27 protein-coding genes are annotated in these 24,144 nt (G+C 71.0%); 23 read left to right on the top strand and 4 right to left on the bottom strand.

All coding sequences use genetic code 11. The features are described from left to right. The first annotated feature begins 50 nt into the window (after positions 1-50). The 5 genes from AC1C2R_RS09565 to AC1C2R_RS09545 all read left to right on the top strand — a co-directional run bounded on the left by AC1C2R_RS09565 (position 51) and on the right by AC1C2R_RS09545 (position 4,739). On the top strand, positions 51-527 hold the full coding sequence (locus AC1C2R_RS09565; protein WP_495379761.1) for an Lrp/AsnC family transcriptional regulator: 477 nt from the start codon (positions 51-53) through the stop codon (positions 525-527). Positions 528-654: 127 nt separating this feature from the next. Then, positions 655-1,539 (top strand): ABC transporter ATP-binding protein, encoded by an 885-nt coding sequence (locus tag AC1C2R_RS09560; protein WP_495352241.1) that lies wholly within the window; start codon positions 655-657, stop codon positions 1,537-1,539. After that, positions 1,536-2,774: an ABC transporter permease gene (locus tag AC1C2R_RS09555; protein WP_495352240.1), complete on the top strand. Its 1,239-nt coding sequence runs from the start codon at positions 1,536-1,538 to the stop codon at positions 2,772-2,774. The genes AC1C2R_RS09560 and AC1C2R_RS09555 overlap by 4 nt, the downstream gene beginning before the upstream one ends. A gap of 147 nt (positions 2,775-2,921) precedes the next feature. Next, the gene (locus AC1C2R_RS09550) at positions 2,922-3,995 is read left to right on the top strand and encodes a threonine aldolase family protein (RefSeq protein WP_495379760.1); all 1,074 of its coding nucleotides are present in this window, start codon (positions 2,922-2,924) and stop codon (positions 3,993-3,995) included. 150 nt (positions 3,996-4,145) lie between these two features. Continuing rightward, positions 4,146-4,739 (top strand): nitroreductase family protein, encoded by a 594-nt coding sequence (locus AC1C2R_RS09545; protein WP_495352238.1) that lies wholly within the window; start codon positions 4,146-4,148, stop codon positions 4,737-4,739. Between the two features lie 123 nt (positions 4,740-4,862). On the opposite strand, the gene AC1C2R_RS09540 is transcribed toward AC1C2R_RS09545, so the two are convergent. Together AC1C2R_RS09540 and AC1C2R_RS09535 are read right to left on the bottom strand one after the other, a co-directional pair. Beyond that, positions 4,863-6,620 carry a S8 family serine peptidase gene (locus AC1C2R_RS09540; protein ID WP_495379759.1) on the bottom strand — a complete coding sequence of 586 codons (1,758 nt, stop codon included), beginning with the start codon at positions 6,618-6,620 and terminating at the stop codon, positions 4,863-4,865. 164 nt (positions 6,621-6,784) lie between these two features. After that, the gene (locus tag AC1C2R_RS09535; protein ID WP_495379758.1) at positions 6,785-7,834 is read right to left on the bottom strand and encodes a zinc-dependent alcohol dehydrogenase family protein; all 1,050 of its coding nucleotides are present in this window, start codon (positions 7,832-7,834) and stop codon (positions 6,785-6,787) included. A gap of 170 nt (positions 7,835-8,004) precedes the next feature. Between AC1C2R_RS09535 and AC1C2R_RS09530 the strand changes: the two genes are divergently transcribed. After that, positions 8,005-8,517 carry a hypothetical protein gene (locus AC1C2R_RS09530; RefSeq protein WP_495352235.1) on the top strand — a complete coding sequence of 171 codons (513 nt, stop codon included), beginning with the start codon at positions 8,005-8,007 and terminating at the stop codon, positions 8,515-8,517. A 99-nt stretch (positions 8,518-8,616) separates the two neighbouring features. Next, positions 8,617-9,474, top strand: a complete 858-nt coding sequence (locus tag AC1C2R_RS09525) for a hypothetical protein (protein WP_495379757.1) — start codon at positions 8,617-8,619, stop codon at positions 9,472-9,474. Here the strand turns inward: AC1C2R_RS09525 and AC1C2R_RS09520 are convergent. Together AC1C2R_RS09520 and AC1C2R_RS09515 are read right to left on the bottom strand one after the other, a co-directional pair. Further along, positions 9,460-10,518: a hypothetical protein gene (locus AC1C2R_RS09520; protein ID WP_495379756.1), complete on the bottom strand. Its 1,059-nt coding sequence runs from the start codon at positions 10,516-10,518 to the stop codon at positions 9,460-9,462. The two genes, AC1C2R_RS09525 and AC1C2R_RS09520, sit on opposite strands and share 15 nt — an antisense overlap. Positions 10,519-10,825: 307 nt before the next feature. Then, positions 10,826-11,332, bottom strand: a complete 507-nt coding sequence (locus AC1C2R_RS09515; RefSeq protein WP_495379755.1) for a hypothetical protein — start codon at positions 11,330-11,332, stop codon at positions 10,826-10,828. 183 nt (positions 11,333-11,515) lie between these two features. Between AC1C2R_RS09515 and AC1C2R_RS09510 the strand changes: the two genes are divergently transcribed. From AC1C2R_RS09510 to AC1C2R_RS09435, 16 genes are all read left to right on the top strand, one after another. Then, a complete protein-coding gene (locus AC1C2R_RS09510; protein ID WP_495352231.1) occupies positions 11,516-12,298 on the top strand; it encodes a sigma-70 family RNA polymerase sigma factor in 783 nt (260 codons plus the stop codon). Positions 12,299-12,380: 82 nt separating this feature from the next. Then, positions 12,381-13,208 (top strand): flagellin N-terminal helical domain-containing protein, encoded by an 828-nt coding sequence (locus AC1C2R_RS09505; RefSeq protein WP_495352230.1) that lies wholly within the window; start codon positions 12,381-12,383, stop codon positions 13,206-13,208. A 108-nt stretch (positions 13,209-13,316) separates the two neighbouring features. After that, positions 13,317-14,708 carry a flagellar filament capping protein FliD gene (gene fliD, locus AC1C2R_RS09500; RefSeq protein WP_495379754.1) on the top strand — a complete coding sequence of 464 codons (1,392 nt, stop codon included), beginning with the start codon at positions 13,317-13,319 and terminating at the stop codon, positions 14,706-14,708. A gap of 43 nt (positions 14,709-14,751) precedes the next feature. Continuing rightward, a complete protein-coding gene (gene fliS, locus AC1C2R_RS09495; RefSeq protein WP_495379753.1) occupies positions 14,752-15,144 on the top strand; it encodes a flagellar export chaperone FliS in 393 nt (130 codons plus the stop codon). Then, a complete protein-coding gene (locus AC1C2R_RS09490) occupies positions 15,134-15,454 on the top strand; it encodes a hypothetical protein (protein ID WP_495379752.1) in 321 nt (106 codons plus the stop codon). Before fliS ends, AC1C2R_RS09490 begins: the two co-directional genes overlap by 11 nt. Before the next feature lie 109 nt (positions 15,455-15,563). After that, positions 15,564-15,905 carry a flagellar basal body rod protein FlgB gene (locus tag AC1C2R_RS09485; protein WP_495352226.1) on the top strand — a complete coding sequence of 114 codons (342 nt, stop codon included), beginning with the start codon at positions 15,564-15,566 and terminating at the stop codon, positions 15,903-15,905. A gap of 19 nt (positions 15,906-15,924) precedes the next feature. Next, entirely contained in the window at positions 15,925-16,317 is a 393-nt protein-coding gene (locus AC1C2R_RS09480) for a flagellar basal body rod protein FlgC (RefSeq protein ID WP_495352225.1), read from the top strand. Beyond that, positions 16,314-16,625, top strand: a complete 312-nt coding sequence (gene fliE, locus AC1C2R_RS09475) for a flagellar hook-basal body complex protein FliE (RefSeq protein ID WP_495353225.1) — start codon at positions 16,314-16,316, stop codon at positions 16,623-16,625. Before AC1C2R_RS09480 ends, fliE begins: the two co-directional genes overlap by 4 nt. Continuing rightward, on the top strand, positions 16,625-18,190 hold the full coding sequence (gene fliF / locus AC1C2R_RS09470) for a flagellar basal-body MS-ring/collar protein FliF (protein WP_495379751.1): 1,566 nt from the start codon (positions 16,625-16,627) through the stop codon (positions 18,188-18,190). The genes fliE and fliF overlap by 1 nt, the downstream gene beginning before the upstream one ends. Continuing rightward, positions 18,187-19,203: a flagellar motor switch protein FliG gene (gene fliG, locus AC1C2R_RS09465; protein ID WP_495352223.1), complete on the top strand. Its 1,017-nt coding sequence runs from the start codon at positions 18,187-18,189 to the stop codon at positions 19,201-19,203. Before fliF ends, fliG begins: the two co-directional genes overlap by 4 nt. Next, positions 19,193-19,795 carry a FliH/SctL family protein gene (locus AC1C2R_RS09460; protein WP_495379750.1) on the top strand — a complete coding sequence of 201 codons (603 nt, stop codon included), beginning with the start codon at positions 19,193-19,195 and terminating at the stop codon, positions 19,793-19,795. The genes fliG and AC1C2R_RS09460 overlap by 11 nt, the downstream gene beginning before the upstream one ends. Continuing rightward, positions 19,792-21,168: a FliI/YscN family ATPase gene (locus AC1C2R_RS09455; RefSeq protein WP_495379749.1), complete on the top strand. Its 1,377-nt coding sequence runs from the start codon at positions 19,792-19,794 to the stop codon at positions 21,166-21,168. Before AC1C2R_RS09460 ends, AC1C2R_RS09455 begins: the two co-directional genes overlap by 4 nt. Further along, positions 21,165-21,590, top strand: a complete 426-nt coding sequence (locus AC1C2R_RS09450; protein ID WP_495379748.1) for a flagellar FliJ family protein — start codon at positions 21,165-21,167, stop codon at positions 21,588-21,590. Before AC1C2R_RS09455 ends, AC1C2R_RS09450 begins: the two co-directional genes overlap by 4 nt. 2 nt (positions 21,591-21,592) lie before the next feature. After that, the gene (locus AC1C2R_RS09445; RefSeq protein WP_495379747.1) at positions 21,593-22,366 is read left to right on the top strand and encodes a C40 family peptidase; all 774 of its coding nucleotides are present in this window, start codon (positions 21,593-21,595) and stop codon (positions 22,364-22,366) included. Further along, complete coding sequence (locus AC1C2R_RS09440; RefSeq protein ID WP_495379746.1) at positions 22,363-23,703, top strand: flagellar hook-length control protein FliK; 1,341 nt, start codon at positions 22,363-22,365, stop codon at positions 23,701-23,703. The genes AC1C2R_RS09445 and AC1C2R_RS09440 overlap by 4 nt, the downstream gene beginning before the upstream one ends. A gap of 10 nt (positions 23,704-23,713) precedes the next feature. Then, positions 23,714-24,142 carry a flagellar hook capping FlgD N-terminal domain-containing protein gene (locus AC1C2R_RS09435; protein WP_495352217.1) on the top strand — a complete coding sequence of 143 codons (429 nt, stop codon included), beginning with the start codon at positions 23,714-23,716 and terminating at the stop codon, positions 24,140-24,142. Positions 24,143-24,144: the final 2 nt, after the last annotated feature.

The following is a 24,144-nucleotide window of genomic DNA, read 5'->3' as shown; positions in this document are numbered from 1 at the left end:
GATTGCGAGATCCGAACCCCGGGTGCGGGGCGCGCACTATGGTGGAGCGCATGGCCGAGCTGCGCGCGACACCACAACTCGACAACGACATCGATCTGCGCATCGTCGCGGCACTCGCCGCCGACGGCCACGCGACGCTCGCGACGCTGGCCGCAGCCACCGGCCTGTCGACCTCCGCAGTGCAGTCCCGCGTGCAACGGCTCGAGCAGCGGGGCGTCATCACCGGTTACCGCGCCGTCGTCGACCCGCAGGCCGTCGGCGTCCCCCTCACCGCATTCCTCGAGATCACGCTCACCGGACCGGCGCCCGCCGGTGATCTCGGCGAGCTTCTCGGCGAGCACCCCGAGATCGAGTCGTGCTACGCGATCTCGGGCGACGCGAGCCATCTCGCCATCGCCAAGGTCGGCACGGCGGCCGAGCTCGACGAGCTGCTCGTGCGCATCCGCTCCACCCACTCCGTGCAGGTGCGCGCGACAATCGCACTGCGCACGATCTTCGAGGGGCGCCCGCCCTCGACCCTCGCCTGAACGGGCGCGCCCGGCGCGCCCGACCGCGACCGTCTCCCCCTCGCGACGGAGCCGCCGCCATGCGGGCGCGAGCAAGACCCGTCGCACGACGGATGCCCCGGCCACGCGGCATCCGTAGCGTGAAGCCATGCTCGAACTCAACGACGTGACCAAACGCTACGGCGAGCGCCTCGCCCTCGACCACGTGAGCTTCACCGTCGGAGACGGCCGCCTCACCGGGTTCGTCGGCGGCAACGGCGCCGGCAAGACCACGACGATGCGCATCATCCTCGGCGTGCTCGCCTCCGACGGAGGCACCGTCACGCTCGGCGGCGAGACCCTGACCACCGCAGACCGGCGTCGCTTCGGCTACATGCCCGAGGAACGCGGCCTGTACCCCAAGATGCGCGTGCTCGAGCAGACGGTGTACCTCGCACGCCTGCACGGCTGGAGCGCCGCCGCCGCCCACCGCAACGCCCTCGAGCTGCTCGAGCGCCTCGGCCTCGGCGAGCGCACGAACGACACCATCGAGTCGCTCTCCCTCGGCAACCAGCAGCGCGCGCAGATCGCGGCCGCGCTCGTGCACCGCCCCGAAGTGCTCGTGCTCGACGAACCCTTCTCGGGCCTCGACCCGATGGCCGTCGAAACGGTGCAGGGCGTGCTGGCCGACAGCGCGGCATCCGGCGCCCCCGTGCTCTTCTCCTCGCACCAGCTCGACATCGTCGAACGCCTCTGCGACGACCTCGTCATCATCGCCGGGGGACGCATCGCCGCCGCCGGCACCAGCGACGCCTTGCGCGCCGAGCACGGCTCGGAACGCTGGGAGCTGCTCGTGGCGGGCGACGTCGGCTGGCTCAGGCAGCAGCCGGGAATCCGGGTCGTCGCCTTCGACGGCGGCTGGGCTGTCTTCGAGGCCGAGACGGATGCCGCTCGGCAGGCCGCGCTCGCCGAAGCCGTCAGCCGCGGCGAGGTCGTCAGTTTCTCGCGCGAGCAGACCACGCTCGCCCAGATCTTCAAGGAGGTCGTGCTGTGAGCACCGGACCGGACAACACCGCTGGTCGAGGCTCGGATCGAGGAGGCGCGCAGCGCCCTATCGAGATCGCGAGCGAAGCGAGCGTATCGAGACCCGGCACCAGGTCTCGATACGGTGCTGGCGCGCCTACTCGACCGACAGGGGGCGACGAGCGCCGCGCCCCGAGTTTCGTCGACACCGTCAGCCTCGTCGCGGGGCGCGAGGTCACCATGCGCCTGCGCAGCAAGGCGTTCCTCATCTCGACGGGTATCCTCATGCTCGCCGTGCTCGCCTCGGTCGTGCTCGGCAGCATCTTCGGCGGGCAGTCGCAGTCGCCGAAGGTCGCCGTGGTGGCCGGAGCGACCGACGTCGTCGCGGGCAACGAGTCGCTCGAGGCCGTGCCCGCGGCCGATCGAGACGCGGCGGAGCAGATGCTGCGCGCCGGCGACGTCGAGGCGATCGTCGCCCCCGCGGCATCCGAACCGCTCGGCGTCGTCGTGATCGGCCTCGACTCCGCGCCGAACTCGGTCGTCTCGGCGCTCTCGGTGAACCCGACGGTCGAACTCCTCGACCCGGCGGCGGTCGACCCGACGCTCGCCTACCTCGTCGCGTTCGGCTTCGGCATCGTCTTCTTCATGTCGGCGATCACGTTCGGCTCGACGATCTCGCAATCGGTCGTCGAGGAGAAGCAGACCCGCGTCGTCGAGATCCTGCTGTCGACGGTGTCGGCGCGCGCGCTGCTCACGGGCAAGGTGATCGGCAACAGCGTGCTCGCGTTCGCCCAGATCCTCGCGATCGCGGTGCTCGCGATCCTCGGGCTGATGCTCACCGGCCAGCAGGTGCTGCTCGGCGTGCTCGGGGCATCCGTCATCTGGTTCGTGGTGTTCTTCGCGATCGGATTCGTCATGCTCGCCGCGCTCTTCGCCGCGAGCGCCGCCCTCGTGTCGCGCGCCGAAGACATCGGCTCGGTGACGACGCCGGTGACGATGCTCGTGATGGTCCCGTACTTCCTCGTGATCTTCTTCAACGACAACCCGGTCGTGCTCGCGATCATGAGCTACGTCCCGTTCTCTGCGCCCGTCGGCATGCCGATGCGGATCTTCCTCGGCCAGGCCGAGTGGTGGGAGCCGATCGTCTCGCTCGTGCTGCTCATCGCGACCACGGCGCTCGCCGTCGTGATCGGCGAGCGCATCTACCGCAGCTCGCTGCTCAAGACGGGTGCGCGGGTGCCGTTCGCCGAGGCGCTGCGCGGCTGAGCCGGGGCTCCCTTCGCCCACGCCGCACCTCACGCGCCGTCCGCGGTCATCGCGCCTTCCGCGGTCATCGAGAGTGCAGTTGATGTCGGGTTCCGCTGCGAATAGCGACATCAACTGCACTCTCGGCGCAGGTGGGAGGATGGTTCGGTGACTGAACAGCTCCACGACACCTCCCTCCGCGGCTTCGCCTCCGACAACTACTCGGGCGTGCACCCCGCGGTGCTCACGGCCATCGCCGCCGCCAACGACGGCCACCAGGTCGCCTACGGCGAAGACGTCTACACCGAACGCCTGCAGCAGGTGTTCGCCCGGCACTTCGGCGCGGGCATCGAAGCGTTCCCCGTGTTCAACGGCACGGGCGCGAACGTCACGGGGCTGCAGTCGATGCTCCCCCGCTGGGGTGCGGTGATCTCGGCCAGCACCGCACACATCAACTCCGACGAGGGCGGCGCGCCCGAGCGCGTCGGCGGCATCAAGCTGCTCACCGTACCCGCGCCCGACGGCAAGCTCACCCCCGAGCTCATCGACCGCGAGGCGTGGGGCTGGGGCGACGAGCACCGCGCACAACCCCTCGTCGTCTCGATCACGCAGACCACCGAGCTCGGCACCGCGTACACGGCCGACGAGGTGCGCACGATCGCCGACCACGCGCACGCGCACGGCATGAAGCTGCACATGGACGGCGCGCGCCTCTCGAACGCGGCCGCCACCCTCGGCCTTCCGCTCCGAGCATTCACGCGCGACGCCGGGGTCGACGTGCTGAGCTTCGGCGGCACCAAGAACGGTGCGCTCGGCGCCGAGGCCATCGTGGTGCTGAACCCCGACGCATCCGAGGGCCTGAAGTACCTGCGCAAACTCAACATGCAGCTCGCGTCGAAGATGCGCTTCGTCTCGGCGCAGCTCATCGCGTTGCTCGAGGGCGAGCTCTGGCTCGAGAGCGCCTCGCACGCGAACGCGATGGCCCGGCGCCTGCGCGACGCGCTCGACGCCGGCATCGCCGCGGGCGAGCTGCCGGGCCTCGGCTTCACGCAGCAGACCCAGTCGAACGGCGTCTTCGCGACACTGCCCGCGGGCGTCGCCGACCGGCTCCGCGAGCGGTTCCGCTTCTACGACTGGGATGCCGCGCGCGGCGAGGTGCGCTGGATGTGCTCGTTCGACACGAGCGAGGCCGACATCGACGCGTTCGTCGCGGGCATCCGCGAGGAGCTCACCCGCCCCTGACGGGAGCAAGCGCACGCACGCGGAGCCACGGCGGGGCTGCGCCCGCGCCGTGAACATGCAAAGACATGGAATAGTGGATGCCGCAGCGCGTTGCGTTTCATGGGACGACGATGCCCCGGCATCCGTTCCTCCCATGAAAGCTGCGCGAACATGACGCTCATCACCGACATCACCTCCCGTCGCGCCGAGACCGACGCTCCCCTCATCGCGCCGCTCGTCGAGCGATTCAGCCCTCGCGCCTACGACCCGGCGGCCGTGATCGATCCCGCGTTGATCCGCACGATCCTCGAGGCCGCACGCTGGGCGCCGTCCGCGAACAACGTGCAGCCATGGCGCTTCATCGTGGCCCGCCGCGGCACCGACGCCTTCGCGAAGCTGCACGCTGCGATGCTCGGCTTCAACCAGGCGTGGGCCGACTCGGCCGCACTGCTCATCGCGAACATCGCCGAGACCGTCGACGCCGAGGGCCGTCCGCGCCCGTGGGCGCGCTACGACCTCGGCCAGGCGGTCGCGCACCTCACGGTGCAGGCGCAGCACGAGGGCCTGCACACCCACCAGATGGGCGGCTTCGAGGGCGAGAAGATCCGCGAGTCGTTCGGTCTGGCCGAGGGCCTCGAGGTCGTCTCGATCACCGCGATCGGCGTACTCGGCGATGTCGACGCCCTCCCGGAACCCCTCCGCGAGCGCGAGGGCGCGCCGCGACTGCGCAAGCCCCTCGGGGAGCTCGTGCTCGTCGGCGAGTAGCTGCCGCGCAGCGTCCGCGCGTTGCTTCCGCGAGCGCAGCGAACACGCTCACGAGCCCGTCGACGCACGAAAGGGGCGGATGCCGCGTCGCCGCGACATCCGCCCCTTCTTCAGTAGGACCGTTCAGCGACCGATGGCTGCGATCGCGTTCACGATTCCCTTGCCGTAGAACCCGTTCGGCGAACCGGCGCCCTCGCAGGTGTGCGTCGCCGTGAGTGTGGCGCCCGCCGGCGTGTGCCGCGTGTAGGTGAACTCCGCGGGCACCGGGCAGGCCGTGTCGACCGCACTCTGCGCGAGGCGCCACTCGACGATGCCGGGTGCCAGCCACTTGCCGTGGAGCCCCCTACGAAGGTCGGGCAGCCCGTACTTGCTGACGATCAGCGCGGCGACACCCGCTGCGTGCGGGGATGCCATCGATGTGCCCTGCAGGTACTGGTAGTACCCGCACGTCGTACCACTCGCATCACAGCTCTTCACGACGTAGTCGACGGTCGGCTCGCCGTTCTCGTCGATCTCGCCGTTCGCCTCGGCCAGCGACTTCGGGTACGCGGCGAGCGCGCCCTTCGTGACGTCGCGGGTGTTGTCGGCCGTGTCGTACACGTCTCCGCCCGGCGCGGCCACGTCGATGTAGCCGTTGCCGTAGTCGGAGTAGTACGCCTTGCGCTCGGAGATGCCCGTGCTCGACACCGAGATGACGCCATCACCCTCTGACGGCATCGAGGTGCACGTCGCCGGGTCGAGCAGGTCGCGGGTGTACGCGACCTCTCCCGGCACATCGGCGAAGTCGGGGCTCGACGCGTCGCTCATCGCCTTCGTGTAGTCGGTCGCCCCGTTGCCCGCCGCGGAGACGAGCGTCACGCCCTTGGCGCGTGCGAAGTCGAGCGCGCGCTGCATGGCCGTGATCACGGTCTGCTGCTCCTGCTGGTCTTCGGGCGAGTCGGCCGGGTGGCTCGTGCAGTTGAACAGCCACGGGTCGACGTAGTAGCTCATGTTGATCACGTCGATGCCGTTCTTGCCGGCGTAGGTGAGCGCGTCGACGGATGACTGCAGGAAGAAGTAGCCCGAGTCCTGACCCGCGCGCAGGTTCACGAGCGTCACGTTCGGTGCGACACCCGCGATGCCCAGACCGTTGATCGGCGAGGCGATCGTGGAGGCGACGTGCGTGCCGTGCCCGTTCTCATCGACATCCGCCGGGTCTTCACAGGACTGGTCGGGGTCGTCTTCGCACGCCCCGTCGACCTCGACGCCGTTCGCATCGAACGGAACGTCGACCGTGAAGTTGCGGCTGAGGGCGGCGTCGAAGTTCGGTGCGATGTCGGGGTGAGATCCGTCGACACCGGTGTCGAGGATGCCCACGAGCACCTTCTTCGATCCCTTCTCCCACTTGTAGGAGCCGTCCATCGTCGCGCCGATCTGCTGCATGTCCCACTGCAGGTCGGCGAGCGGCTCTCCGGGCCGGCCCGTGCCGTGCCGGTCGGAGGTCGGCGCCGTGGCTGCGGCGGCTTCGGCGCGCCCTTCGGTCTCGACGGCATCGGTCTTGCGAGATTTCGCGTCGGAAGCGTGCCCGTCGGACACGCCGGCGATGACGCGGTTCTTGGCGGTGCCCTCGATGGCCCCCTGCGCGGCGGCTGCTGCGGCGAAGCCGGCCTCGCTGGTGACGACGGTTGCAACGCCGACGTCGGTGTTCTCACCGACGATGGTGCCTCCTGCGGCTTCAACTGCGACTCGCGCCTGCTCGCTCGAGGTTCCCTCGGCGAAGAGCACGACGAACTCTTGTTCGCCCGTCGACTCCGATGTGGCAGCACCGGCAGGTGCGGCCGCGAGTACGGTGACGGCGAGTGCGAGTACAGCGCCCGCTGCGATCGATTTGATCCGTGGCATGAATACCCTCCTTCTGTGGCGGATTGTCCGCCATGCTGGCATACGGAGGGCGCCCCCGGAAGAGGGTCATGCGGAATCGCAGATGCTGCGGAATCGGCGACGACCGCGGCCGCCGTGGAGACCGTTCAGGGCGTGAGCCCGGGGCATCCGCTCGCCGGTTCAGCTCACGGGCGCAGCAGCACCTTGATCGCGCGCCGCTCGTCCATCGCGGCGTACGCCTCGGCAGCCTCGGCGAGCGGCAGCTCGAGATCGAAGACCCGGCCGGGCTGGATCGCGCCCGAGCGCACGTCGGGCAGCAGCTCCTCGATGTAGCCGCGCACGGGCGCGACGCCGCCGTTCACGCCGACGTTGCGGTTGAAGAGGGGGCGCACCGGCAGCTCTGGACCGCCGTTCGGCACGCCGACGTAGCCGACCATGCCGCCCGGGCGGCTCGATCGAATCGCCTGGTCCATCGACTCCTTGGTGCCGACGCACTCGAGCACGCGATCGGCGCCGATGCCATCGGTGAGCTCTCGCACGCGGGCGACGCCCTCGTCACCGCGCTCGGCGACCACGTGCGTCGCCCCGAAGTCGCGGGCGAGCTCCTGGCGATCGGGATGCCGCGACATCGCGATGATCGTCGTGGCGCCGAGCCGCTTCGCCGCGATGATCGCGCAGAGACCGACCGCGCCGTCGCCGACGACGGCGACCGAATCGCCCGGCGCGACCCCCGCCGACACCGCGGCGTGATGCCCCGTGCCCATGACATCGGAGAGCGCGAGCAGTCCGGGCACCTCGGCATCGGCGACCGGGCCGGGCACGACGACGAGGGTGCCGTCGGCGAGCGGCACTCGCACGCGCTCGCCCTGCCCGCCGTCGGCGAATGCGCCGTGACGGTCGTCGCCGCCCCACCATCCGCCGTTCAGGCACGAGGTCGAGACGCCGTTGCGGCAGTTCACGCACGTGTTGTCGCACACGTAGAAGGGGGCGATCACGAAGTCGCCGACGGCGACCAACGAGACATCCACCCCCACTGCCTCGACCACGCCGATGAATTCGTGGCCGATGCGATGCGGCGCCCGCGTCGGCGTGATGCCGCGGTACGGCCACAGGTCGGAGCCGCAGACGCACGCCGCGACGACCTTCACGATCGCGTCGTCGCCAGTGGAGAGTACCGGGTCGGGCACGGTTTCGACCCGGATGTCGCGGGCCGCGTGGATGACGGTGGCAAGCATGCTCCGAGCATACGACCGGCCGAATGCCGCTCGCGAGATCACGACCGAACGCGCCGCTCGACTTCCGACGAGCGGAGGACTGTGTTTCAGTGGGGGGATGTCCCCCCGCATGCCGTGTCGATCACCTGCCCCCGCACGACCGACGCGCACGCTCCGAGCCCGCATCGACCGTGACTGCTGACCACGGGCTGGGATGGTACGACCCCGAGTCGCTCGATCCCTCCCAACGCCGTGCGACGTCCGCCTACCTGCGGTTCCGGCGCCCGATCGGCGTCGTCGGCCAGGGCGAACGGAACGACGTCTTCCTCCGCGAGCTGACCGTGCGTTCGGCCGCGACGTTCGAGGTCGAGGGCATGGAGTCGTGGGGCATCCTCGAGACCGTCGAGCACGGCGCCCTCCTGGTGCCCGTCGAGCTCGCCGCCGCGGCCACGGTTCCGAAGGCCCCCATCGGCCTCCGCCGTCTCGCCGCACGCATCGGTCCCACCCGGCGACGACTCGAGACGGCGCAGGCAGCCATCGAGGATCGCCCCGCCGTTCGCCGGTTGCGCGGCCGGTTCATCGCAGCGGCCGTCGCGCATGCCGCACTGCACCGGCAGCTCGAGGATTGGTCGGCGACCCCGGCAGACGCGGCCAACCCGGCAGACGCGGCGAACCCGACGGACGCCTCGCACCCGGCGGAGTGAGCGGCACGCGGGCTCGACGCTCGACGTCGACCGCGGCGGTATCGTAGGCTCGCGGCCGACGCACCGGTACGGGAGACGGCCGGTCGTGGGGGAGTGACGGTGGAAACCGAGGCGGCACGACGGCTTCGCGAGCGGATCGACACGCTCCGCGGGCTCGATGCGACGCGACTGGATCGCGAGATCTCGGCCCTGCTCGGGGAGCTCGACGAACGCACGCGCCGGTGGGCACGATCGCTCTGCGCCGCCAACTCCGACCGCACCGGCTCGCATGTCGACGACGTGCACAACGTCATCCGCATGGAGATCGCGCTGAAGATCCGTGCGCATCTCAGCACCGCCGAGCCGTCGCCGGTCGACGACTTCAACGCCCTGTTCCGGCGCATCGCCTCACGCGCGGCGTATGCGTACTTCCACTCGTCCGCCTACACCGGGCTGCGCGGCGGCAGCGGGGCTGCACGACGCTCGTCGACGATCCACGCGGTGCGGGGGGAACTCGCCATCGCCCTGGGCCGACCGCCGTCCGACGCCGAGGTCGTGGCCGAAGTGAACCGCAGGGCGCAGCTCACTCGCAGCGACCCCGCCAAGCAGGGTGCACTCGTCACGTTCGCCGATGTCTCGCCGACCTCGTTCGTCTCACTCGAGCTGCTCGCCGAGGGCGCCCGCGGGCCGTGGAATGCCGACGCCGATGCCGGCGATCGGCTCGACCGCCTCGATGCCGAGCGTCTCATCTCGCGCATCCTCGAGGTCTGTCGAGCGGTGTCCCCGACCCTGGGCGAGGTCGCGCGGCTCTGGATCGGCGACGCCCTCGCGGACCCGCCCGTGGTGCGCACCGACGCGGAGATCGCGGAGACCCTCGCGCTGAGCCTTCCCGAGGCGAGTCGATTGCGAGACGGATGCCGCACGATCGCGACGCTCATCGGCGATACCGAGTTCGGCGTCGCCTCACCGTTCGGGTGAGCGGGCACAGATGAGCGCGTGCGGCTGATCGACTGCGAGGTCGCCCACCGGCGCGGCTGCGGGGTCGAACATCGGCCCAGTCGCGCGACCGGTGGCCTGCACGAGCGCCGAATTCCAGAGTCGGGTCGCGAAGGTCGTGCGAGTGACGAGGTATCGGGCGATCGCATCCTCACCGTGCTCACCGGGCTCGTCGAATGGCGCGAAGAGCGCGACCGTCGCGCGTGATCGCCGACCACTCAGGTGGTCGCGGCACGCCACGAGGATGCCGTCGGGCAGACAGGCGACGTACGCGCGCAGATCCGCGGCGACCCGTCGATCGATGCGCCCGGGGATCGCGCGCGGCAGGTCTTCGTCGGCGGCGACCGCCGACCAGAGCTCAACGCGCAGCGCGGCCTTCGACGACAAGCCGAGGTCGAGTTCGTCGAGCAGTCGGTCGCAGGCACCGGCGGCGCCCGCGTAGCCGCGCTCCAGCATCGCCCCCGACCGCAGCGCGACGGCGTCGACGAAGTCGGCGTAGTGCTCATCGATGGAGGTCGGCTTCGTGAACCCCTCGACGAGGTGGAACTGCTCGACCGGGCGGTGACGCGGGCTGAAGTCCGGCCCGAGGCGCACTTCCTCGGCGAGCGCCGCAACCGCCGAACGGGAGAGCGACCGCCCGGCTCGCGCCTCCGCCTCCGCGACGCGCTCCTTCAGGATCTTGAGCGCTTTCGCGGTCTCGTGCCGCACCGGGCCGTTCACGAATCGCGAGCAGACCGTGGTCGCGATCCGCTGCACGACCGCGCCGGGAACCGGATGCCCCTGGTCGACGCGCTTGACGAGTTCGAGCAGGGTCTCGCCGATCGCGTCCTGCACGTCGGCATGGGAGAGCCCCACTCGTCGCCGCAGACCGCGGACCGCCCGGGTGACCTCGGCGACCAGCGCCACGGCGGCCCTGCGTTGCACCTCGGTATCGGCGGTGCCCGCGAGTTCCGCACCGAAGTCGCGCGGGGTCGTCGGCTCCGCCGGTTCGGTGCCCTGAGCGGGCGGGTCGATGATGATCGTCATACCCTTCACGTGTGCGGCGGCTCCATTGCCGGGGTGCACGCGCCGCGACATCCGCGATGCATGGTGCGGGAGCGTGAGTCGCACCGCGCGCGACACCGGTCGCGACTGTCGGATGTCGCGTGCGGCCATGTCGCGCGATGCACCGACGCGTTCGGATAATTCACATCCCCGTCGAGGCGATGGCCTTCGCACTGGCGGCTCGGTGAGCCGGATGGGTAGCGTCGCAGTCAGCGGAACCCGGCCCCTGAACCGGCTCCGCTGAACGGTCCGATCGAACCGCGAAATCGCTGCGCGGGGGGTGTAACCCCTAATTCCGCCCCCCGCGCAGCGACAACGGCGCTGGCTCCGGCTCCGGCTCCGGGTCGTATCCGCGAAGCAGCTCCGCTCGCCCGGCGAGGAGGCTCGCCCGCATCGCCCGATGCTCCTCGAGCAGTCCGCGGAGCGGCTCGTCCGCCGGCGCGGCGACCGCCGAACCCGACAGTCGCACGAACGCGAACGAGCTCGCGAACGGCACGACGACGAGCACGACCGTCAAGATCGCGAGCCACGCGACCGGCGGCGCACTGAGCGGCTTCATCACGACGAGCGCGAGCGCCGCGACGACCGCGGTCGCGACTCCGCTCAGCAGGGGTGCGAGCGGGGTCGCCGACTCGCGACCGCGAGGCAGGGCGGCGACGCGCGACTCGGCACGCTCGACGCACGAGTCGACCAGCGCGATCGCGCGATCCCACGACTCGACTCGCGATCGCGACGTCGGCAGGTGCGCGCCCGGCCGGTGCGACTCGGGACAGAGGGGGTCGGGTGGGGAGAGCACGGAGACCGGCGATGGATGAATCGGTCCCCGTGCCATGCGGTGTCGGGACGCCGCCGTGGAAGGGCTCATGCAGTACTCGTGCGCGGCAAGCGCGATGCCGCGCATGTACTCAGCGTCGGTTGCGATCGGCGGCGCACACGCCGTCGACCGGAGACCGCGCACCGAGATCTGAGGGGAACCCCGGTGAGCACCACTCCACGAGATCGAATGATCGTCGAGCACTTGCCGCTCGTCGGATTCCTGGTGTCCAAGGTCATGGCGGGGGCGACGCACCTGTCGCGCGATGACCTGGCGCAGGCCGGCGCGCTCGCGCTCGTCCAAGCCGTCGACGCGTACGACCCGGCACGCGGCGTGCCGTTCGGCGCCTATGCCCGCGAACGGATCATCGGAGCGATCCGCGACGAGATGCGCGCGGTGGACTGGGCCAAGCGCTCCACCAGGCAGACCATCAAGGCCACGCTCGCCGTGCAGGAGCAGCTGACGGCGGCACTCGGGCGCGGGCCGACGGTGTCCGAGCTCGCGGGCGCTCTCGGGGTCGACGAGGCGACGGCGGCAGAGCACGCCGGTCTCGCCAATCGCCGGATCGGCCCGTTCGACGAGACCTTCGCGGGCAATGAGAGCTCGGAGATCCAGCTGCCCGAGACCGAAGCGATCGTCAAGGAACGCGTCGAGTTCGTGCGGAAGGCCGTGCACACGCTCCCCGAGCGCATGCGGTACATCGTCGAAGCCGTCTACTTCCACGATCGAAGCGTGACGGAGCTCGCCGCGGAGCTCGGGGTGACCCACTCCGCCGTCTCCCAGCAGCGCGCGGAGGCGCTGCGGCTCATGCGCCTCGGTGCGGTCGGGTACTTCCGGGAAGAGCAGGATCTGCCGCTGGAGGCGCCAACGGGTGCACGGGCACGCGGATACCTCGCCGAGCTCGGCGACCGCCTCACGGTGCGCTCGGACTCGACCCGCTTCGCCTAACGGCCTCGCCCACGACGACCGACAGTGCTGCATACCGGTCCACGGATGGGCCGGCGACCCAACGATCAAGGAAGAACATCCCATGGGAATGCAGATCAACACGAACGTTGCGGCGTTCAATGCGCACCGTAACCTGACCAACACGCAGAACGAGTTGTCGAAGTCCCTCGAGAAGCTCTCGAGCGGTCTGCGGATCAACCGGGCTGCCGACGACGCGGCCGGCCTCGCGATCTCGGAGGGTCTGCGCTCGCAGATCTCCGGAACCAAAGTCGCCGCTCGCAACGCGCAGGACGGCATCAGCGTCATCCAGACCGCTGAAGGCGCCCTGACCGAGGTGCACTCGATCCTCCAGCGTGTGCGCGACCTCGCCGTGCAGGCCGGTAACGACTCGAACAACGCCGACTCGCGCGCCGCAATCCAGACGGAGGTCACCGACCTCGCCGCCGAGCTCACCCGTGTCGCCGCCTCGGCGAACTTCAACGGGATCAAGCTGCTCGACGGAACCAACGCGTCGCTGACCTTCCACATCGGCGCCGGTGGCGTCGCTGCGGAGGACCAGATCGCCGTGAACCTGACGAACGTCACCACCGTCGCGACCGCGGTCACCGGCCTGACGTTCGACAGCGCGGCCAACGCGGCGACGTCGATCACGGCACTCGACACGCAGATCACCGCGATCTCGACGGCTCGTGCGGAGCTCGGTGCGAACCAGAACCGCTTCGAGTCGACGATCCGCAGCTTGAACGTGTCGGCCGAGAACCTCTCGGCGGCCGAGTCGCGCATCCGCGACACCGACATGGCGGCCGAGATGGTCAACTACACCCGCGCCAGCATCCTCTCCCAGGCCGGTACCGCGATGCTCGCCCAGGCCAACCAGGCCAACCAGGGCGTGCTGAAGCTCCTCGGCTGAGCCGGATAGCCACCAGGGGTGAAGCCTGGCGGTGGACGGCGCTTGGCCAACGCCGTCGCCCGACACGGCCGGGCTTCATCCGTTTCACGCGAATCGATTGGAACTCGCATGGGAATCTCGCTCGATGGACTCGCGAGCGGCCTCGACACGACGGCCCTCATCGCCTCGCTCATGCAGCTCGAGGCACGACCCCAGGTGCTCCTGAAGGCGACCGCTGCGAGAGCCGGCCTCGCACTCACCGACTTCCAGTCGCTGAACTCCCGGCTCGCGGCCCTGCTCGAGAAGGCCACGGCCGCTGCGGCACCCACGGGCCTGCAGCAGTTCACGGCGAGCTCGTCCGATGCATCCGTCGCCGTGACGGCGAAGCCCGGCGCAGTGGCCGGCGGCCTCGACCTGACGGTGACCCGCGTCGCCAGTCCGCACGTCATCGTCTCGGCGGCGACCCCGACGTGGCCCGGGTCTCCCCCGGTGCTGACCATCGTTCGCCCCGACGGCAGTCGCACGCAAGTGACGGCCACCTCCGACTCCCTCGCCGACGTCGCGCGCGCGGTCAACAACGCCGAGCTCGGCATCACGGCGACCCGCGTGCAATCCGGCACGGATGCCTCGGGCACCCCTCTCTACCGATTGCAGTTCGCCTCGACGCAGACCGGAACGGCCTCGTCGTTCCAGGTCTTCCGCGGCACGGAGGCCGAGGTCGTCGCCGGCACCGCGGTCGATGTCGCCACCGATGCCGGCGCTTCGATCGTTCGGCAGGGCCAGGACGCCGCCGTCACGCTCTGGGCGGGCACGGCCGCCGAGCAGTCGATCTCCTCGGCGACGAACACCTTCGCCGACCTCCTTCCGGGCATCGACGTGACGGTCTCGAAGGCCACCGCCTCGCCCGTCGCCCTCACCGTCGCCCGCGACGTGAAGAGCTCCACCGATGCCGCAGCCGCATTCCTCGACGAGGTGCGGAGCATCCTGACGTTCATCGCGCAGAAGTCGGCGACCTCGAAGACGACGGATGCCGACGGCGCGACCGTCACGAACGTCGGCAGCTTCACGAGCGACTCGAACGTCCGCGGCATCCGCGACGCCCTCGTCTCCGCGATCCAGTCACCCATCGGCGGGCAGTCGCTCGCGCCCCTCGGCATCAGTTTCTCGAAGACCGGGGAGCTGGAGTTCGACGCCGAGAAGTTCGCGGCGGTGCTCGCGGAGGACCCGGCACGGGTGGAGGCGGCGTTCGCGACTATCGCGACGCGGCTCGGCGAGGTCGGCGAGCGCTACTCCGACAAGTACGAGGGCCGGCTCTCCAAGCAGATCGAGGGCAAGCAGTCGCTCATCGACGGCATGGACAAGCAGATCGAGGGCTGGACGCGACGTCTCGAGCAGCGGGAGGGGACGCTGAAACGCACCTACGCAGCCCTCGAGGTCGCGATGAGCACGATGAACGCCCAGTCGAGCTACCTCGAGTCCCAGCTCGCCGGCCTCCCGTCGTGGAACACGAAGTCCAGTTGAGCAGGCGGCGATGCAGCCGCCCGTCACGAGTGAGGAGTCAGATGTGACCGACCGTCTCGACGAATATCAACGCAACGCGATCATGAGCGCGACGCCCGCGCAGTTGCTCACGATGCTCTACGACCGCGTGCTGCTCGACCTGCATCGCGCCGAAGCGGCGCAACTCGCGGGCGACTGGGCGACCGCCACGGCGCAGCTCGTGCACGCACAGGACATCGTCGTCGAACTGCAGCGCTCGCTCGATCTCGACGTGTGGGACGGCGCTGGACGACTCATGGCGATCTACGACTACGTCTTCGAGGCGCTCGTGAGCGCCAACATCTCGCGCGACGTCGAGCTCACGCGCGAGTGCGCCCGCCGCCTCGAGCCGCTTCGCCAGGCGTGGCACGAGGCCGCCGTCGCTCCGAGTGCCGCGGGAGGGTTCCGTGTCGGCTGACGACTCGGTCGCCGACTCCGCCTACGAGCGCTGGCTCGCGCACCTCGCCGAGGTCAGCGCACCGATCGACGTCGAGCGGATGTCGCAGGGCCACCTCGTGGGCCCGCTCGCGGTGCCCGTCGACCCCGGACTGCCGCCCCTCCCGCCCGAGCTCGCGACCGCCGTGGGCAGGGCGCTGCAGACGCTGCGCGGCCGGCTCGGCGAGATCGCGCGGGAGCGAGACCTCGTGGCCCGTGAGCTGGAGCAGCTCGCCAGGTCGCCCCGCACGCCGGTGGAGCGGCGCCCGGTCTACCTCGACGCCGTCGGCTGAGCACCCGCGGCTAACGGATCGCTCGCGACTGCCGATAGCGAACTTCGAGCACGGATCGCTCGACGAGTCAGGCCAGGGATCGGCCACCCGACCTACCGGAGGGGACGCCGTGCTGGATTCCGTGACCGCCCTCGCGCTGTCGAGCGCCCTCGACGGGCTCGCCGAGCGGCAACGCGCGATCGCGAACAACATCGCGAACGTGAACACGCCCGGCTACCGGGCCCAGCGCGTGAGCTTCGAGGACGCCCTCGCGGCGTCGGTCGAGGCCGGCGACGGGCGGGTGCGAGCGCGCACCGCCGACTCCCTCGAGCCCACGCAGCTGAACGGCAACAACGTCAACCTCGACACCGAGACGCTGTCGAACATCGACACCGTGCTCCGCTACCAGTTCGCCACCCAGGCGGCGAACGGCCAGTTCACGTCACTCCGCGCTGCGATGCGCACCAATTGATGACCCGGAGGAACTCCTCATGACCTTCGACGCGATCGGCATCGCCGGCACCGCATTGACCGTGCACCGCAAGTGGCTCGACGCCGTCTCCGACAACCTCGCGAACGTGAACACGGTCACCTCGACGGATGGCGACGCCTTCCAGGCGCGCTACGTGATCGCGGCGGCCGGGCAGGGCACGAGCGGCGTCTACGTGCAGGGCGCGGCGTTCGGCGACGCAGAGGGCCGCCTCGCCTACCAACCCGACCATCCGCTCGCCGACGCCGACGGCTACGTGCGCTATCCCGATATCGACCTCTCGGCGCAGATGGGTTCGCTCATCATGGCGCAGCGCGGCTATCAGGCCAACGCGGCCGTGGTGGACCGGGCGCGCGAGACCTACCTCGCGGCACTCCAGATCGGACGCAACTGATGATCGAGACCATCGGAGCCGTGCAGGCAGTACGGCAGACGGGCTACCTCGCCGAGACGGATGCCGCGGCCGCGACATCCCCGTCGGGCGACGCGTTCGGCCAGGTGCTCGCCTCGGCCGTCGACGGCGCCCAGGCGCTCCAGGGCGAATCGAAGACCCTCGCCGTGCAGGCCGTCACGGGCGACCTCACCGACATCCACGACGCCACGCTCGCCTCCACGCGGGCCGCAGTGACGCTCGAGCTCGTCGCCGCGGTGCGCAACAAGGGCGTCGAGGCGTTCAACGAGATCATGCGGATGCAGGCCTGATGCCCGCACCGGTCAGAGCAGGACTCGCCCGGCTGGGGGCGGTCATCGGCGGCTTCAGCATCGCGCAGCGCGTACTGGCGCTGCTCGGCATCGCCGTGCTGGTGCTCGGCATCGTGACGGTCAGCGCCTGGCTCTCGAAGCCCGCGTACTCGCCGTTGTTCTCGGGCCTCTCCGGCGCCGACGCGAGCGCCGTCGTCGAACAGTTGCGCGGGTCCAACGTGCCCTATCAGCTGGCCGACGGCGGGTCGACCGTGCTCGTGCCCGAAGAGGTCGTGTACGAGGAGCGCATCAAGGCGGCCTCCGCAGGCCTGCCGGCATCCTCGACGGGAGGTTACGCCCTGCTCGACAGCATGGGCGTGACGACCTCGGCGTTCCAGCAGTCGGTGACGTACAAGCGCGCCATCGAAGGCGAGCTGGCGAAGACGATCGGCTCGATGAAGGGTGTGTCCGCGGCATCCGTGCAGCTCGCACTGCCGGAGGAGACCGTCTTCGTCTCCGAGGAGCAGGAACCCACCGCATCGGTCTTCGTCGAGACCGCCTCGGGCACGACCCTCTCGACCGCGCAGGTCAACGCGATCACGCATCTCACGAGCGCCGCGATCGAGGGAATGGACGCCGACGGCGTCGCGGTGATCGACGCCGACGGCACGGTGCTCTCCGCGGTCGGCGTCGGCACCTCGGGTACGACGGAGTCCCAGACGGGCGACTACGAGCAGCGCGTGTCGTCGGCCGTGCAGGTGATGCTCGATCGCATCGTCGGCTCGGGCAACGCGACGGTCGCGGTCGCCGCCACGGTCAGCTCTGAGAGCGCCGAAGTCACGAGCGAGCGATTCGAGGCCGCGGCCGAGACGCCCGCCCTCAACGAGTCGGTGAACACCGAGAACTATGCGGGCATCGACGGCGCCGACGCCGGCGTGCTCGGGCCCGACAACATCGCCGTGCCCGGCGGAGCGGGCGGCGACGGCACCTACACCTCCGAGCAGACGGTGCGGAACAACGCCGTCGACAAGATCACCGAGACGCGCACGGTTCCCGCCGGGGCCGTCGCCCGCCAGACCGTGTCCGTCGCGATCGACCGGGTGGCCGCCGGCGACCTCCGGCTCGCCGATGTGCGCGACCTCGTCGCGAGCGCGGCCGGCATCGACGCCGACCGCGGCGACGACCTGAGCGTGCAGCTCGTCGACTTCAGCACCGCCGACGCCGCTCAGGCCGGTGAGGCGCTTCGCGAAGCGGAACGTCAGGCCGAGGAAGGCCGGCTCGCCGAGCTGATCCGGGCCGGCATCGTCGCCGCCGCCATACTCCTGCCGCTCCTGATCGCCGGGATCTTCATCACCCGGCGCCTGCGGCCACGTCGCGAGCCGCTCGAGCTCGAGGAGTCCCACCAGCACTTCGATGTGCTCGACCTGACGCCGGAAGCACCCCTGGCGCTCGCGCTCGAACTCGAGCACGCGGGTCCGCATGACGGCGAAGCGCGCCGCGCGGACATCGCCCGCATGGCCGAACAGGATCCGGAGAAGACCGCGCAGTTGCTGCGCGCGATGCTCGATGAACAGGCGCCGGCATGAGCGAAGCGACGACGCTGACCGGCGTGCAGAAGGTCGCGGTCGTGCTCATGAACCTCGAGCGCGAGCAGGCGGCGAAACTGCTCAAGGAGTTCAGCGAGCCGGAGGCCGAAGAGATCACCGCCGAGATCATCCGGCTGCAACGGGTCGACGCCGACGCGACCGATCTGGCGATCGCGGAGTTCCACGACCTCGCCGTGCGCGGGCGCGTGGCCGCCAGAGGGGGTCGCGAGATCGCCGCCGGCCTCCTGGAATCCTCGTTCGGCGCGGAGAAGGCCGCGGGGGTGATGAACCGGGTGGCATCCTCGCTCGCCGGCAAGTCGTTCGAGTTCCTCGACGCCGCCGAACCCGCCCAGGTGGCCTCGCTGCTCGAGTCCGAGATGCCCCAGACCGTGGCGCTCGTGCTCACGCACCTGCGCCCGGCGCAGGCCTCGAACATCCTCGCCGGGCTGCCCGACGAGCGACGTGCGGACGTCGCCGAATGCATCGCGCAGATGACGAGCGCAACCCCGGCGGCGATCGCGATCGTCTCGGCGACGCTCAAGGCGCGTGCCGCCTCGATGATCTCCCCGCGCACCGCCGCCGAGGTGGTCGGCGGAGTGCAGCCCCTCGTCGACATCATCAATCGCGCACCCGTCGCCACCGAGCGTGCCGTGCTCGAAGCACTCGACGCACGCAACCCGGAGCTCGCCGACGAGGTGCGCAGCCGCCTGCTCACCTTCAACGACGTCGTGCGCTTCGATGACCGCGACGTGCAACGCGTGGTGCGCGGCGTCGACGTCGCCGTGCTTGCCCGCGCGCTCCGCGGCTCCCCGGCTGCCGTCGAGCAGAAGATCCGCGAGAACCTCTCCGAACGCAACCGCGAGCTGCTCGACGACGAGGCGTCGGTGATGGGCCAGCTGCGCGTGTCGCAGGTCGAGGAGGCGAGAGCCGACCTGGTCCGTGCGATCCGGGAACTCGCCGAAGAGGGCCAGATCACCGTGCACCGAGGAGATGGAGACGAGTTTGTCGACTGAACTGTTCGCCCCGCTCGACTTTCCCGACCTCCAGGCGCCCGAGGCCGACGCCGTCGTGCGCGAAGCCGTGCAGCGGGGCTATGCGAAGGGCCTCGCCCGGGGTCGTCGGCGCGCCGAGATCGAACGCGATGAGCTCCTCGCCGAACTCGACTCGGATGCGCAGGCGCGACGCCAGCTCGCGGACGCACGCCTCGTCACCGCCCTCCAGCGTCTGGACGATGCCCGCACCGCCCTCGATCGACGCGTCGCACCGGTGCTCGCCGACTCGGAGTCGGCGATCCTCGAGGCCTCGATCGCGCTCGCCGAAGCCGTGCTCGGCACCGAGCTCGCGAACACCGAGGTCGCCGCTCGCACCGCACTCGCCAGGGTGCTCGGCCACCCATCGGGCCCGACCGCCGTCGTGGTTCGGATGGCCCCCGACGCGATCGCCGCCCTCGCAGCGGCAGGAGTCGAGGCACCGGTCACCCTCGTCGCCGACCCGGCCCTCGGCCCCGGGGACGCGATCGCCGACCTGCCCGACGGCCTCGTCGACGCCCGCGTGGCCGAGGCGCTCGACCGAGCCCGCGGCGTACTGCTCGAGGGCGCATCGTGAACGCCGTCGACACGCCGCGTTTCGTCGCCGCCTTGCGCGCGGCCGGTCCCGAGCGCATCGGTCGGGTGCGCAGCACGGTCGGCCTCGGCATCGACGTCGAGGGTCTCGACCTCGCGATCGGCGACCTCGTCGAGCTCGGTCGGAGCGGTGACCTCGCCGGTGGCACGCTCGCGGAGGTCACCGCGTGCCGCCCCGGCCTCGCGTCGTGCATGGCGCTCGAGTCGTTCGCCGCACCCCCACCGGGCGCGCCGGTGCGACGACTCGAGCACGCGGCATCCGCCCCCGTCGGCCGAGGTCTGCTCGGCCGGGTCGTCGATGGTCTCGGCCGGCCGATCGACGGCAAGGGTCCGATCTCCGGCGTCGAACACGTCGAGCTGGCGGGCTCGATCCCGGCGCCGATGAGCCGCGCCCGCATCGACACGCAACTGCACACGGGCGTTCGCGTGCTCGACGGGCTCGTGCCGCTCGGCCGCGGCCAGCGGCTCGGCCTGTTCGCCGGGTCGGGCGTCGGCAAGTCGAGCCTGCTGTCGATGGTCGCGAGGGGCACGGATGCCGCGATGTCGGTGATCGCCCTCGTCGGCGAGCGCGGCCGCGAGGTGCGCGAGTTCCTCGATGACGATCTCGGCGAGGCGGGGCTGGCACGATCGGTCGTGGTCGTCGCGACCGCCGACGAGCCGGCACCGATGCGACGTCGCGCCGCGCACCTCGCCACCCGGATCGCGGAGGCGGCACGCGAGCGGGGCGAGCACGTCGTGTTGATGATGGACTCGCTGACCCGGGTCGCGATGGCCCAGCGCGAGATCGGACTCTCGGCGGGCGAACCTCCGGCCACGCGGGGCTACCCGCCCTCGACCTTCTCTCTGCTGGCGCGACTGCTCGAGCGGGCCGGCACCGCCGGCGCCGGATCGATCACGGGTGTGTACACCGTGCTCGTCGAAGGCGACGACCACAACGAGCCGATCGCCGACACCGCGCGGTCGATCCTCGACGGGCACGTCGTACTCGATCGGCGCCTCGCCGTGGCCGGGCACTTCCCCTCCGTCGACGTGCTCGATTCCGTCTCGCGGGTCGCGCCGAAGGTGATCGCGCCGAGCACCATGGCCGATGCCGTCACGGTGCGACGGGCGATGGCCGCCCGCCGACAAGCGCAGGACCTCATCGACGTGGGCGCCTACCAGGCGGGAGCCAACCCGCAGGTCGACGCGGCGATCGCCAACGAACTCGGCATCGACGCGTTCCTGCGACAGCGCATGGACGAGCAGACCGGGCCGGGCGAGGCGGCACGGGGCCTCGCCGAGCTCGCCCGCGCGATCGGGGGCGCGGCGGCACAGGGCCGCGCCGAGGCCGACCGGACGATCGGGGGTGCAGGATGACGCGTACGTTCAGCCTCAGCGGGCTGCTCCGCGTGCGCCGGATCCAGGAGGACCAGGCGCAGGGCGTGCTCGCGGCACGCAACGGGCGGCTCCGCGACAGCGAGGCGCTGCGCGAGCGCGCCATCCGTCATCTCGGGGCGTTCGGCGAACCCGGCACCTCGCTCGAGACGCTCCGGGCCGTCGCGGCGGCGCGCGCCGCGAGTGCGGCGATGCTCGGCGAATGGGCGACCCGGCACGACGCGCTCGAACGCAGCGCGGCCGATGCCCGGCACGAGCACGCCGAGGCGCACGCGCGCACTCGCGGCCTCGAACGACTCGAGACCGCGCACGAGGCGCAACTCGCCGCAGACGATCTGCGAGCGGAGCAGTCGCGACTCGACGAGCTCGCCGCAGCCCGTTCCATGGCCACGGAAGGACGCTAGCAATGCCCATCGTCGACGCGATCGGCCGGATCGATGAGATCACGGCCATGGTCACCACGCTCGAGAATCGCCGCAACGCGGCATCCGCTGCCCGATTCGAGACGACGCTCGCGGCGCAACCCGCGACGTCCGCATCGGCGGCGACGACCTCGGCGGCGGCCGGCGGCGTCACGGGGCAGGCGATCGTCGACCAGGCGAAGGAGTACCTCGGCGTGCCCTATGTGCTCGGCGGTACCGACCGCTCGGGCATCGACTGCTCGGGGCTCGTGCAGCGCGTGCTCGGCGAGCTCGGCATCGATGCGCCCCGCCGGGTCTCGCAGCAGGAGTCGATCGGCGAGGAGGTCGGCTCGCTCGCCGAGGCGCAACCCGGCGACCTCATCGTCACGCACAACGCCGACCACATCGTCATCTATGCCGGCGACGGCATGATCGTGCACGCGCCCTACGAGGGCCGCACGGTCTCGTTTCAGCCCAACTACCTGACCGACGCCGACATCCAGACGATCAGGCGCGTCGTGCCGACGGCTTCGACGGCCGGCACGCCGCCGATGACGGATGCCGCGTCGGGGGCGTCGTCCGCCGGTGTCGCGTCGCTCGGCTCACTCGGCTCACTGAGCTCGTTCGGAACGCTCGGATCGATCGGATCGATCGGATCGATCGGCAGTTCGAGCGGGCTCGGCTCGCTCGCCGGCCTCCTGCCCGGCACCGATGTCGGCACCCTCGTCGACCTCGTGCTCGCCGCCCAGTTGCTCTCGCTCAACCGGAGCACGTCGTGAACGCGGCCGGCGTCGTGACGGCGGCCGCCGGCCCTCGTCCGGCACCGCGCGAGGCGAGTGGCGAGACGGCGACGGCGTCCGCGTTCGCGGCCGTGCTGCTCGGGGCGGCGGAGCCGTCGGAGGTCGATGTCGTGCACCCCGGCAGCGACCCGGCGCCGACCGCCGACGCCAGCGAGACCAGCGAGACCAGCGAGACCGCCGAGACGACCGCGACCACCGAGCCCGGTCTCGGCGCGGCGAGCGGGGGGACGCCGTCGGCCGTGCTGCCTGCCCTGCCGTCCACCCCTCGCGGCCTCGGCGAACCGAGTGCACCCGCCATCGTCGAGGGCGCTCCCGGAGACTCGATCGGGCCCGGCCCGGCGACGACGGACAGCGGCGAATCGCCGGCAGCACCACCGTCGAGCACGCCAGGCGGCGCCGTCGTCGCCGGCGCCCGCGGGGACGCCGGCCTTCCTGCCGGTACCGCGCCGCCGCCCGGGACGACCGCAGCACCCGACGGCGCGCGGGCCGATGCCGTCTCGGCGAGCGAGGCCGCCCCGGTGGTGGAGGCCGCCCCGGTGCCGGATGACGCGCACCCCGTGTCGGCCCTTCCCGTCCACGGGGGCGATGCCTCCCGCGTCCGACCCGCGCACCCCGGCGCGAGCTCGCAGCACACGGCGAGCGCGGGCGATCCGCCTCGCCACCCGGCGGCAGACCCGTCGATCTCGGCCCCTTCGGCCACGACGCCCGGATCATCGTCGCCGCAGCCAGTCGCGGCGGCATCCCCACCGTTATTCGAGAGCGCAGCCGGCGGAGCGAGCCGACCGGCCTCCGCGACGGCAGAGCAGCCGGTCGTGAGCGATGCCGCCCGGGCCCAGGCGCCCGCCATCGACACCGTCGAGCGTGCGCACGCCGCCGATCCGGCCGCCGCCGCCCGGCAGCGCGTCGCCGAACCGTTCGCCGCGCAGCTGAGCAGACCCGTGCTCGCCCTCGCCCACGGCGCATCGGGAACCCAGCACGTGACGGTCAACGTCACCCCCGAGCACCTCGGGCCGGTGTCGGTGCGCGCGATCGTCTCGCCCGACGGCGTACGCATCGAACTGCTCGCGCCGGGCGACTCCGGTCGGGAGGCGCTGCGCCAGGTGCTCGGCGACCTCCGCCGCGACGTCGTCGCCGCGGGACTCACGGCAACCGTCGACCTCTCACCGCGCGACGCCGGCACCGGCTCGCCCGAACACTCGCCCGCCCGTGATGAGCGGCCCGAGCCGGACTCGCCGGCACCCCGAGAGCCGAGGGAGGAGCCGACACGCCAGCCGCAACGCTGGGAACCGGCATCCGCCCTCGACGTGATCGCCTAGAGGAGCAACCATGACCGTCGACGCACTCACCGCAACGGCAGGCTCGGGAGGGACCTCGAGTCTCTACACCGGGAGCACCACCACGCGCGCACCCAAACAGGAGATGGACGGCGACCTCTTCCTGAAGCTGCTCGTCACCCAACTCAGCCACCAGGATCCATCGAGCCCGATGGACACCAACGCCATGATCAGCCAGACCACCGAGCTCGCCACGATGGAACGCCTCACGGCACTCGCCACGCAAGTGCAGGAGTCGTTCTCGCTGCAGATGCGCACCGCGGCATCCGCCCTCATCGGCAAGGAGGTCGACTACCTCGACGCCACCGGCGCGACGGTGAAGGGCGTCGCGACCTCCGTCTCGTTCTCGGGGCCGGTACCCCTCGTCAACATCGACGGCAAGGCCGTCGCACTCGACTCCATCTCCGCCGTGCGCTCCTAGCG

The sequence above is a fragment of the Agromyces sp. Y182 genome, from assembly GCF_059445385.1.
The sequence above is the reverse complement of the archived record's forward strand: the minus strand, read 5'-3'. Positions and strand labels throughout refer to the sequence as shown.